Origin of the sequence: Prevotella multiformis (assembly GCF_018127985.1) — a bacterium.
GTDB lineage: Bacteria > Bacteroidota > Bacteroidia > Bacteroidales > Bacteroidaceae > Prevotella > Prevotella multiformis.
In genome coordinates this window covers 846,264-858,509 of record NZ_CP072358.1, presented here as the reverse complement: position 1 = coordinate 858,509, position 12,246 = coordinate 846,264, and the positions used below count along the sequence as shown (strand labels likewise).

Genomic DNA, 12,246 nt, shown 5'->3' with positions numbered 1-12,246 from the left:
TCACTTCTTGTCTTCTTTATAGAAATAAGCACGGTGTACCCAGATGACGCACCCGAGGAGGATGAGCGCCATGGCCGGCATCGTCATCATGCCGTTGTCCATGTAGCCGGCGTCATAGAAACTCTGCGGAAGCAGCTTGAAGCCGAGCAGCGACCCGCGGCCGAAGAACTCGCGCACGGCCCCCACGGTGACGAGGATCAGGGCATAGCCCAGTCCGTTGCCGATGCCGTCGAGGAAGCTCGGCCACGGCCGGTTGGTCATGGCGAACGCCTCGAGCCGTCCCATGAGGATGCAGTTGGTGATGATCAGCCCGACGTAGACGGAGAGCTGCACGCTCACGTCGTAGGCCACGGCCTTGAGTATCTGGCTGACGACGGTCACCAGCGCCGCCACCACCACGAGCTGCACGATGATGCGGATGCGGTTGGGGATGGTGTTGCGGATGAGCGAGATGATCACGTTGGAGAATGCCGTGATGATGGTGACGGCAAGCCCCATGACAATCGCCGGCTTCAGCTGCGAAGTGACGGCGAGGGCGGAGCAGATGCCGAGCACCTGGACCAGGATGGGGTTGTCCAGGTTCAGCGGATTGCTGAACACCTCTCTATTTTGCTTTGAGAATAAATCCATTTTTCTTTACGTTCTGAATGGTTGGGATTTTCATTTGCTGTTCAGGAATTTCACGTAGGGCTGCAGACCGCCTTTCTCCGCATGGAGCATCTCCGTCACGCCGTTGCTGGTGAGCGTGGCGCCGGTCACGGCGTCTACCTGCGTGCCGGGGTCGGAGATTTTCTTCTCCACGGAGAGGGCTATCTGCCTGTCGTTGCCGCCGGCGAAGAGGTGCTTACCCTTGAACTTCGCCTGCCAGGCCGCGTTGTCCTTGATTTCCGCACCCAGGCCGGCCGTCTCGCTCTCGTGGTTGAAGTAGGCCCCGAAGACCGTCCGCCGGTCGCCGTTGATGGCGATGAAGCCGTTGATGGGACCCCAGAGGCCGTTGCCATAGACGGGGATGACATACTTCTCCTCGCCGTTCACCTTGCAGCGGTACAGGGCGAGCCGTCCGGCCTTGGCATCCTTGCTGTCGAGCCGGAAGCCGGCCTCCACGCCGCCCGGCCGTCCTGTCTCGACGACCTTGCCGGCGGCGTCGATGACGTCGTCGGCGACGATGATCTTCTTCCAGAGTTCCACCGCCTGCGCATCGGTCATGTCACGGTCCTGGTTGAGCGCGAAGAGAATCTGCTTCTGCTGGTCGAGCTGCACGTTGGCATCCTGCATCGGCTTCAGCGCCTGGAACACGAAGGCCAGCAGGAAGGCCACCACCAGCACGAGGACGGCGGAATAGATGATTGTATAGGAATTGCTGTTTGTTTTCATTTCGTTTCTCCTTGTTTATTTGGCACGCTTGGCGCGCTTGCTGATGTTGGACTGTACGACACAGTAGTCGATCAACGGTGCGAACATATTACCGAAGAGGATGGCGAGCATCATGCCCTCGGGGTAACCGGGGTTGAGGACACGGATGATGATGGCCATCGCACCGATGAAGAAGCCGTAGAACCACTTGCCGGTCTCGGTGCGCGCCGAGGTGACGGGGTCGGTCGCCATGAAGACCGCGCCGAAGCAGAAGCCGCCCAGCACGAGGTGCTCGTACCACTGTACCGGGGTCGCTCCCGTCGCCTGGAAGAGGAGGCCCATGACCGTCCCGCCGAGGAACACGCTGAGCATGGTCTTCCAGCTGGCGATGTCCGTCCAGAGAAGAATGGCCGCACCGATGGCGATGGCGATCACCGACGTCTCGCCGACGGAGCCGGGAATCAGTCCGGTGATCATGTCCTGGAGCGAGGCGTTGACCGTCACGCCCTGCCCTATCTGCCCCAGCGGCGTCGCCATCGTGAAGCCGTCGGGGAGCGTGTAGCCCAGTCCGAAGATGGAGTCACGGGCCACCCAGACGCTGTCGCCGGTCATCCGGCTCGGATAGGAGAAGAAGAGGAAGGCGCGCGCCGCCAGTGCCACGTTGAAGATGTTCATGCCTGTTCCGCCGAAGATCTCCTTGGTGAAGATGACGGCGAAGGCCACGGCGAGCACGAGTATCCACAGCGGCGTGGTCACGGGGATGATCAGCGGGATCAGGATGCCCGACACCAGATAGCCCTCCTGGATCTCCTCGCCCTTCCACTGTGCCCAGGCGAACTCGATGCCCAGGCCGACGATGTAAGAGACGAGGATGTTCGGCAGCAGCGCCAGCAGGCCGTAGAGGAACATCCCCCAGCAGCCTGCTTCCGCCAGCTTCCCGGCGGCGGCGGCATTCTGGTAGCCGATGTTGTACATTCCGAACAGCATGGCGGGCACCAGCGCCAGCACCACCAGGCTCATGATTCGCTTCGAGTCGATCGCATCGTGGATGGAGACACCGCTCCTGGAAGTCTCGCTGGAGACGTAGAGGAACGAATCGAAACCATCGAAGACGCTCTTGAAAGCATGCAGCTTTCCGCCCTCTTCAAAGTTCGGGCGTATCTTATCGAGATAATTTCTTAAACTCATATTACTTTTGTTACAGGGTTCTTAAAGTCTGAAGCTCCTCTCCGGCGAAACCGTCCCGGCCGTTGGGAATCCTGTTCCCAACCGGTTGGGAATCCTGTTCCCGACCCTTGGGAACCGTGTTCCCGGCCGTCGGGAATCCCGGTCCCGGCCGTGCGGGAATCTTCCGTCCGCGCCGCAGAATGACGGCAGGCTGCCGGACAGACGGCTGCAGACGGCCGGACAGGGAGCTGAAGTTGACATCATTGCGGGTCCGTCAAGTCCCCTATGCGTTTTCTTTCCTAAGGATATCCAATCCCCGGCGGACGATCTTCTGCAGCGGCAGCTTGGAACTATCGACGAACTCGGCGAGGGCGAAGTCCTCCGGACTCACCTCGTAGATGCCCAGCTGCTCCTGGCTGTCGATGTTGCCGGAGAGGATCGACTTGACGAGGTACTCGCCGTAGATGTCCATCGGCAGCACCCTGTCGTACTCGCCGCTCATGATCATGTGGCGTTCGCCGCCTTTGATGCGGGCGTCGAGGTCGTAAGTCTTTCCGCCCTGCAGCCAGCTGAAGTAGCTGCGAGAGGTGGAGAAGTCGTCGAGCCGGGGGAGCATCCAGCCGAACGCCTCGTGTACGTCGTCACCCTCCGGAATCACCGTCACCTCCGAGGTGTGGGCGCCGAGCACGGCGGCCTCGTCGGCGACGGCACCGGTGAGCGGATTGCCGTTGAGGATGCGCACATGGCGGCCGCCGTCGGCGACGTTGCCGGCCAGGATCTGCTTCAGCGGCGTGCCCACGAGCACGTCCGCATAACCGGTCTGCTTCACCCTGCTGCCGGCCACGGCGACACGGCGCATGAGGTTCACCCGCCCGGTGTTGAACAGGCGGCCGAAGAAGATGACGGCCGTGGGATCGACCGTCCACACCACCTCGCCCTTGTTGACCGGCGCGACGTGGTTGACCTGCACGCCGACATTGCCGGCCGGACACGGACCGTCGAAGACGTTCACCTCCACATCCTTCGCCCCGGTCAGGGCTTCCGCCGTCTGCCGCGCACCGATGCCGAGGCAGACCCGGGCGATCCTGGAGAGCGCCGTAAGCCCCGTCTGGAAGTCGTGCTCCTGCCCTTTCAGCTCATACTCGAAGTCGCCCTGCAGGGGCTTGTCACGAAGAGCCGACACGAAGATGGCCTTCGGCGCCGTGTCGGGACGCGTGGCGACGGCATACGGCAGCTGGGTGATATACCCGAACAGCCCAGCCTTCAGCAGCCCGTCCTTGACCTCGTCTGCCGACAGGCCCGCCACGTCCTTCACGCCGAAGTCAGCATACTCCTGCTGCGCATCAGCAGTCACCTTCACACGCAACACCTTACGCCGTTCTCCGCGCTCGACCGCCGAGACGGTGCCGCTCACGGGGGAGGCGAAGCCCACCTCCGGGCATCCCTTGTCCACGAACAGCGGATCGCCGGCACGGACGTGGTCGCCTTCACGGACGGTCACCCTGGGGGTCACGCCCACGAAGTCGTCGGGCACGAGCGCATACTCCACGGCCGCCTTCACGGGCAGCAGCTGTTCCTGCGCACGTCCTGCAAGGTGAATGTCTAAGCCCTTCCGCAACTTAATTACATTTGCCATAACAATGATAAATCCGATTTTTTATATTATTTCATCTTTAAGATTCCTCTTTCGGAACAAGCCGCACAGCGCCCCGCCCTGCCGGGCGCAGCTTATTTTCTGCAAAAACAATGCAGGCGAGCGCAAAGAAAGCGTGCTTTCAATTTGCCGGGCGCAGCTTATTTTCTGCAAAAATAATGCAAGCGAGCGCAAAGAAAACTTGTTTTCAATTTGCCGAGCGCAGCTTATTTTCTGCAAAAACAATGCAGGCGAGCGCAAAGAAAGCGTGCTTTCAATTTGCCGAGCGCAGCTTATTTTCTGCAAAAACAATGCAGGCGAGCGCAAAGAAAACTTGTTTTCAATTTGCCGAGCGCAGCTTATTTTCTGCAAATGTAGCAAAATTTAAATAGATTTGGCATATTTGAATGTAATAATTTGAGCATAAAACGTTTTTTTAGTAGTTTTGTAGACGAATTGAAGAAACTCAGGACATTTATCCGGTGGATGGTATGGACCGTGGCAGGTCTCTACCTCTCCGCCATCGTACTGCTGCACCTGCCGGCAGTACAGGACTTCCTCGCCCGCAAGGCGGCCGGTGCGGCAGGCCGGAAGCTGGGCACGGAGGTGCGTGTGGGACGTATCGACCTGGGCGTTTTCAACCGCTTCGTGCTGGACGATGTCCTCATCTACGACCAGCAGAAGAAGCGGATGCTCTCCGCCTCGCGCATCGGGGCGAAGGTCGACCTCTGGCACCTGCTGCGCACGGGAGAGATCGACATCTCGTCGGCACAGGTATTCGGCCTGAAGGCGGATTTCTACAAGACGGGCCGCAACGCCCGCCCCAACTTCCAGTTCGCCCTGGACTCGCTGGCCTCGAAAGACACCACCGCCCATACCCCGCTCCGCCTCTCCATCAACAGCCTTGTCGTCCGCCACGGAAGCATCCGCTACGACCGGCTGGATGCCCCCCGCACGCCCGGCCGGCTGAATCCGGACCACATCGACGTGAGCGGCATCTCGGCCTATCTCGTCCTCCACGAGCTGAAGGACACCAGCCTGTGGGCCGACCTCCGTACGCTGGCGTTCAGGGAAGCGGCAGGCCTGGAGGTGCGGCAGCTGACGTTCGGCCTGAAGGCCGACTGCCGCCATGCCTCGCTGCACGGCTTCCGCCTCGAGACCCCCGCCAGCCGCATCGTCCTGAAGGAACTGTCGGCCGGCTACCGCATGGAAAGGGGACGGCCTGACGGCAGCACGCTGCGCTATGCCGTCAGGGGCTTCAAGGCGACCGTCACGCCGGCCGACTTCGCCGCTCTCCTGCCCGCCCTACGCCCTTTCACGACCGCCTGTGAAGCCTCCCTGGAGGCACAGGGCACGCGCCGCTCGCTCCGCATAGAAAGCCTTTCCGTCGCCGACAGGACACTGGCCACACAGGTCAGGGCGAAAGGACGGATACGGCATCTCGACACCCGCCCCGCATGGGACATTTCCTTTACGCCGCTGCGCATCAGCCACCCCATGATCCTACGCATCGCACAGGCGCTCCGGCAGCCGCTGCCGAAGCCGCTGGAGTCCCTCGGCGGCATCTTCTACCACGGCTCTTTCACCCATGCCACAGGCAGATACAGCGCAAAGGGACTGCTCAGGACAGGAGCCGGCGACATCCGGCTGACGGCCGCCGTACAGGGGAAGAACGTCCGGGCGAGCGTCCGCACACAGGGATTCGACATGACGAAAGTGCTTGACAATCCCGACTTCGGGAAGGTCAGCGCCGACCTGCTGGCGGAGGGGAGCACCGACCTCTCCCGCCTCCTTGCGAAGGGCGACATACGGTCGTTCCGCTACAAAGGCTATACCTACCGCAACATCCGGCTGGACGGTGTCTACGCCGGGGATGCCTTCAGCGGGAAGGCATCGATAGACGACCCGAACGGCAGCCTCGCCATCGACGGCAGGGCCGCCAACCTCCTCGCCTTCCTGCACCGGAAAGGAAAGCTGAAGGCCGACCTCACGGTCGACGCCCGGGCCGTCAACCTGCACCGTCTGCAGCTGACGGACGCACTGGGCGACCGCACCCTGTCGTTCAGATCCGTGATCAAAGGGCAGGGGGCCGGTCCCGACGACCTGACCGGAAGCCTCGCCGTCAGCGGATTCAACCTGGCAGGCGAGGGGCAGGACATCGCCCTCGACCGGCTGGAGGCGACGGCGGACAACGGCCTCCTCGGCAGGTCGCTCGACGTACGCACCGACTTCGGCGAGGCGCACCTGGCAGGACAGTACGACCCGGCGACGCTGCCGCAGAGCCTCCTCCGGGTGCTGGGGCACTATCTCCCCGGGATCGTCTACCCCCGTCCGGAGTACAGCATCGCAAAGGGGCGGGCGGCCTACGCCTTCTCCCTGCAGCTGGACGACACACGGACGCTCAACCGCCTGCTGCGGACACCGCTCGACGCATCCCGCCCCGTCCGGGTGGAGGGAAAGGTGGACGAACGGCACAACGGCCTGGACCTGCACGTCGACGCACCCGACCTCACCTGCGCCGGACAGCGCCTCCGCCACCTGCTGCTGGACGTCGGCAGCCGGCCGCAGGGGCTGCATGCCGTCCTCTCCGCCGAACGGGAGGGCGGGACAGGGCCGCACGTCCGCATGACGGCACAGGGACACATCGCCGGAAACCGCATCGACTCGGACATCGACTTCCAGCTGCCGGGGCCGTCGCCGGTCCGCGGACACATCAGCAGCACCGCCGCCTTCGAACGCCGCCGGGGCGGACTGGAGACCCGCCTGCACTTCAACCCCTCGACCATCCACTTCGATTCCATCGCCCTGCAGGTGCAGCCGTCCGACCTCTCCTACCACCGGAACAGGCTCATGATCGACCATTTCGAACTGTCGAACCGCAACCAGCACATCATCGTCAACGGACAGACCTCCGGCAACCCCGAGGACTCCATCCTCATCAGGTTCAGGGAGATCGACATCCCGTATGTCCTCAACCTCGTCAACTTCCACAGCGTCAGCTTCTCGGGGACGGCGACAGGGACGGCCTCCGTCAGGTCGTTCTTCCACCGCCCGCAGATGGAGGCCCGCCTCAAGGTCAACGGCTTCCAGTTTGAGAAAGGCGACATGGGCACGCTCTCCGCCAGCGTCGGATACAACGGCCGCGACGGAAGAATCCACATCGACGCACGGGCCGACGACGGTGACGCCCGCACGGACATCAAGGGCTACGTGGACCTCCGCAACAGCTACATCAACCTGCCCGTCTACGCCCACGACACCCACCTCTACTTCCTCCGGAGCTTCTGCGGGTCGTTCATGGACCGGATCCAGGTGCGGGCGAACGGATGGTGCAAGGTCGTCGGGCCGCTCAGCAACGTCAACCTCGAAGGCGACATGGAGGCCTGCGGCAGCGTCTTCGTCAAGCCGGCGGGAGCCGTCTACACCCTGCGCAACGCACGCATCCGCATGATCCCGGACGAAATCCTCTTCGACAGGGACACCCTCACGGACCCGCAGTCGCACATCGGCATCGTCACCGGCGGACTGCACCACAACAGCCTGCGACACCTCACCTACGACATCAACATCGAGGCGAAGAATCTCCTGGCCTACAACTACCCGAAGAAACAGGGAAAGGAGACGTTCTGGGGAGTCGTCTACGGGACCGGCGACTGCCGCATAAAGGGCGGCCCGGGAGAGACGACGATGGACATAGAACTCACGCCGGAGAAGAACACCCGCCTCACCTACGATGCCGCCGCGGCCGGCGATGCGGGGCCGAACAACTTCATCCGGTGGACCGGACTGCCCAAGGACAGCACCGGACTGCCGGACGCCGCAACGGCCGACGCCGCCGGAAGCCCGGAAAAGGCGGCGGTCGTCCTCCCGGGATATGACGACATCCCGAGCGACCTGCGCATGAACTTCCTCCTGCACACCACCCCCGACCTCACCCTCGGCGTGCTGCTCGACGAGACGACGGGCGACAACATCCGCCTGAACGGATCGGGAATCATCCGCGCCACCTATTATAATAAGGGGGCCTTCCAGCTCTACGGAAACTACAACGTCGGACAGGGACAATACAACCTCACCATCCAGGACATCATCAAGAAGCAGTTCGTCTTCCAGCCCGGCTCGACCATCGCCTTCGGCGGCGACCCGTTCAACGCCGCCCTGAACCTGAAGGCCAGCTACATCATCAACTCCGTCCCGCTGGGCGACCTCGGGCTGGGCAGCACCTTCTCGGGCAACAACACGAAGGTGAACTGCCTGCTGGACATCGGGGGGACACCGGGCGCGCCGGCCGTCACCTTCGGGCTCGACCTCCCCTCCCTCTCGCCCGACGCGCAGCAGATGGTGCGCTCCGTCCTCAACTCCGAACAGGAGCTCAACCAGCAGGTGCTCTACCTCCTCGCCGTGGGACGCTTCTATCCGCAGACCAACAACAACAGCACGGCGCAGAAGAACGAGGAACACAGCGGCGCGTCGCTCGCCATGCAAAGCCTCCTCTCGGGGACGCTCTCGCAGCAGATCAACACCGTGCTGTCCAACGTCGTGAAGGACAACAACTGGAACTTCGGCGCAAACATCGCCACCGGCAACGAGGGATTCGACAACGCCGAATACGAGGGAATGCTCTCGGGAAGCATGTTCAACAACCGCCTCCTCTTCAACGGACAGTTCGGCTACCGCAACAACGTGGCGAAGGACAAGGCGTCGTTCATCGGCGACTTCGACATCCGCTACCTCCTCTTCCCGAGCGGCAACGTCGCCTTCCGCGTCTACAACCAGACCAACGACCGCTATTTCACCCGCAACTCGCTGACCACGCAGGGCATAGGACTGATCCTGAAAAAAGACTTCAACAACCTGGGCGACATCTTCGGGCACAGGAAGAAAAAGACAAAAAAAGCCCGGCAAGAACGTTGACGTTCAGAATATTATTCGTAACTTTGCAGCCGACTTGGGCCGTTTCAGCCCATTTCACAGGCAATATAAAGTCGAACTTTATTAATTCAATTATTTTTTAAACACTTTATGACAAATTTCAAAGACGTCCAGAATGTACAGCCTTTAGCTGACTTCAACTGGGACGAGTTCGAGAACGGTGCCAAGAACGAGGCCAGCAAGGACGACCTCACCAAGGCATACGACGAGACGCTCAACAAGATCCAGGAACACCAGGTAGTTGAAGGGACTGTCATTTCGGTCGACAAGAAGGAAGTAGTCGTCAACATCGGCTACAAGAGCGACGGCATCATCCCCGCTTCCGAGTTCCGCTACAACCCGGAGCTCAAGCCCGGCGACAAGGTCGAGGTCTATGTAGAGAACCAGGAGGACAAGCGCGGACAGCTCGTCCTCTCCCACAAGAAGGCACGCCTGCAGAAGAGCTGGGAGAACATCAACAAGGCACTGGAGAACGACGAGGTCATCCAGGGCTACATCAAGAGCCGCACCAAGGGCGGCATGATCGTTGACGTGTTCGGCATCGAAGCCTTCCTTCCCGGCAGCCAGATCGACGTTCATCCTATACGCGACTACGACGTATTCGTCGGCAAGACCATGGAGTTCAAGGTGGTCAAGATCAACCAGGAGTTCCGCAACGTAGTCGTTTCACACAAGGCACTCATCGAGGCCGAGCTGGAGGCACAGCGCAAGGAAATCATCTCCCACCTGGAGAAGGGACAGATCCTCGAGGGTACCGTCAAGAACATCACTTCCTACGGTGTATTCGTCGACCTCGGCGGTGTCGACGGACTCGTACACATCACCGACCTGTCATGGGGCCGCGTAAGCGATCCGCATGAAGTCGTTTCGCTCGACCAGAAGATCAACGTCGTCATCCTCGACTTCGACGAGGAGAAGAAGCGCATCGCACTCGGCCTGAAGCAGCTCACGCCGCACCCATGGGATTCGCTCGACCCGAACCTCAAGGTGGGCGACCACGTCAAGGGCAAGGTAGTCGTCATGGCCGACTACGGCGCATTCGTCGAGATCCAGCCGGGCGTAGAGGGCCTGATCCACGTATCCGAGATGAGCTGGAGCCAGCACCTGCGTTCCGCACAGGAGTTCCTGAAGGTGGGCGACGAGGTAGAGGCAGTCATCCTGACCCTCGACCGCGAGGAGCGCAAGATGTCTCTCGGCATCAAGCAGCTCAAGGAAGACCCGTGGGAGACCATCGAGGTGAAGTACCCGGTAGGCTCGAAGCACACGGCAAAGGTACGCAACTTCACCAACTTCGGTATCTTCGTAGAGCTTGAGGAAGGCGTCGACGGCCTGATCCACATCAGCGACCTCTCCTGGACGAAGAAGGTAAAGCATCCTTCAGAGTTCACCACACAGGGTGCCGACATCGACGTCGTCGTACTCGAGATAGACAAGGAGAACCGCCGTCTGAGCCTCGGCCACAAGCAGCTCGAGACCAATCCTTGGGACGAATACGAGCGCATCTACACGCCGGGCTCTGTTCACGAGGGCAAGATCACCGAGTCCATGGACAAGGGCGCCGTCATCACGCTGAACGAAGGCGGTGAGGGCTTCGCCACGCCGAAGCATCTCGTCAAGAAGGACGGCACGCAGGCACAGCTGGGCGAGGTACTGCCGTTCATGGTCATCGAGTTCGTCAAGGACACCAAGCGCATCATCCTCTCCCACTCCCGCACGTTCGAGGAAGTGAAGGACGAACCGCGCCGCCAGCGCAACAGCAACAAGCCGCAGAAGAACGAGACAGCAGCCATCAACAACATCGCTGCCGGCACCTCTCTCGGCGACCTCGGCGTACTGGCCGACCTGAAGAAGAAAATGGAGGAAGGCAAGTAATCCTGCCCCATCACCTGTCATAAAAGTACCAGGCCGTTCCGGCCTGGTACTTTTTTTATCAACGCCTATCACCGCCTCCCCCCGCACATCCCCGCTTATCCCCGCCTACCCTCCCCCCAGAAGCCTTAAGAATCCTCCCCCTGCGAAAAACTTATGCGTTTGTTTGCCCCAACCGTTTTTTTTGTCTAATTTTGCAGGCACAAACCAACACTTCATCATAAATGGACGATTATCACGCGGAGAATTTCAATCTGTAGGCGTGAGGACCGCAACCGTGAGCTGCTGATCCCCACACCATCCCTAACTTTGGAGATTAGCAAAATGAAGACATACTGGAACATCAACGGAAACCTGAATGTCATTAAGGAATGGCAGCCGAATTGCTGGATTCAGGTGACCTGCCCGACAGAGCAGGACCAGCAGGAGCTTGAAGACACCTTCCACATCCCCGATTACTTCCTCTCGGACATCAGCGATACCGACGAGCGTGCACGTTACGAGTACGACGACGGATGGATGCTGATCATCCTCCGTATCCCCTACGTGAAGGAGATACGATCGCGCACCCCCTACACCACCGTGCCGCTGGGCATCATCCACAAGAAGGACGTGACGATCACGGTGTGCAACTTCGAGACCAACATGATGCTCGACTTCGTCAGCTACCAGCAGAAACGGGGGGAGGGATTCACCGACTACGTCGACCTGATCTTCCGCCTCTTCCTGTCGTCCGCCGTGTGGTACCTGAAACGGCTGAAGCAGATCAACACCCTGATAGAGAAAGCCAAGCGCAACCTGGACAAGGGAGTGGACAACGAGAGCCTGGTCGGACTGAGCCGGCTGCAGGACTCGCTCACCTACTTCATTACTTCCATCCGGGGCAACGAGAACCTGCTGGCGAAACTGAAATTCAAACTGCAGGTAGACGAACTGGATGCCGACCTGATCGAAGACGTGAACATCGAGATGTCGCAGGCCAGGGAGACGACGAGCATCTACTCGGACATCCTCGAATCCACCATGGACACCTATTCGAGCATCATCAACAACAACATGAACACCGTGATGCGGACGCTGACCTCGGTCTCCATCGTGATGATGCTGCCGACGCTCATCTCCTCCCTCTTCGGAATGAACCTCATCAACGGCATGGAAACCTACTCCTGGGGATTCCCCATCGCACTGCTGATGTCGGTGGTCGTCTCGGCCGCCTCCTGGTGGTTCCTGCGCCGCAAACGCCTGCTTTAGAACGAAGAAACGAAAAAAATCAACGTAATATTAGGTATTTT

The 12,246-nt window shown here is 60.5% G+C and carries 8 protein-coding genes; 4 read left to right on the top strand and 4 right to left on the bottom strand.

What is annotated here, in order from left to right:
* The 4 genes from J4864_RS09680 to J4864_RS09665 all read right to left on the bottom strand — a co-directional run bounded on the left by J4864_RS09680 (position 1) and on the right by J4864_RS09665 (position 4,156).
* Complete coding sequence (locus J4864_RS09680) at positions 1-630, bottom strand: NADH:ubiquinone reductase (Na(+)-transporting) subunit D (RefSeq protein ID WP_211814723.1); 630 nt, start codon at positions 628-630, stop codon at positions 1-3.
* Positions 631-660: 30 nt separating this feature from the next.
* Positions 661-1,374: an NADH:ubiquinone reductase (Na(+)-transporting) subunit C gene (gene nqrC, locus J4864_RS09675; protein WP_211814722.1), complete on the bottom strand. Its 714-nt coding sequence runs from the start codon at positions 1,372-1,374 to the stop codon at positions 661-663.
* A gap of 15 nt (positions 1,375-1,389) precedes the next feature.
* Positions 1,390-2,541 (bottom strand): NADH:ubiquinone reductase (Na(+)-transporting) subunit B, encoded by a 1,152-nt coding sequence (locus J4864_RS09670; RefSeq protein ID WP_007367088.1) that lies wholly within the window; start codon positions 2,539-2,541, stop codon positions 1,390-1,392.
* Positions 2,542-2,803: 262 nt separating this feature from the next.
* On the bottom strand, positions 2,804-4,156 hold the full coding sequence (locus J4864_RS09665; RefSeq protein WP_211814721.1) for a Na(+)-translocating NADH-quinone reductase subunit A: 1,353 nt from the start codon (positions 4,154-4,156) through the stop codon (positions 2,804-2,806).
* Between the two features lie 4 nt (positions 4,157-4,160).
* Between J4864_RS09665 and J4864_RS09660 the strand changes: the two genes are divergently transcribed.
* From J4864_RS09660 to J4864_RS09645, 4 genes are all read left to right on the top strand, one after another.
* On the top strand, positions 4,161-4,541 hold the full coding sequence (locus J4864_RS09660) for a hypothetical protein (protein ID WP_211814720.1): 381 nt from the start codon (positions 4,161-4,163) through the stop codon (positions 4,539-4,541).
* Positions 4,542-4,639: 98 nt separating this feature from the next.
* Positions 4,640-9,067 (top strand): translocation/assembly module TamB domain-containing protein, encoded by a 4,428-nt coding sequence (locus J4864_RS09655; protein ID WP_246479536.1) that lies wholly within the window; start codon positions 4,640-4,642, stop codon positions 9,065-9,067.
* Positions 9,068-9,175: 108 nt separating this feature from the next.
* On the top strand, positions 9,176-10,957 hold the full coding sequence (gene rpsA / locus J4864_RS09650; protein WP_211814718.1) for a 30S ribosomal protein S1: 1,782 nt from the start codon (positions 9,176-9,178) through the stop codon (positions 10,955-10,957).
* Between the two features lie 321 nt (positions 10,958-11,278).
* Positions 11,279-12,205, top strand: coding sequence for a magnesium transporter CorA family protein (locus J4864_RS09645; protein WP_007367083.1), 927 nt, complete (start codon positions 11,279-11,281; stop codon positions 12,203-12,205).
* Positions 12,206-12,246: the final 41 nt, after the last annotated feature.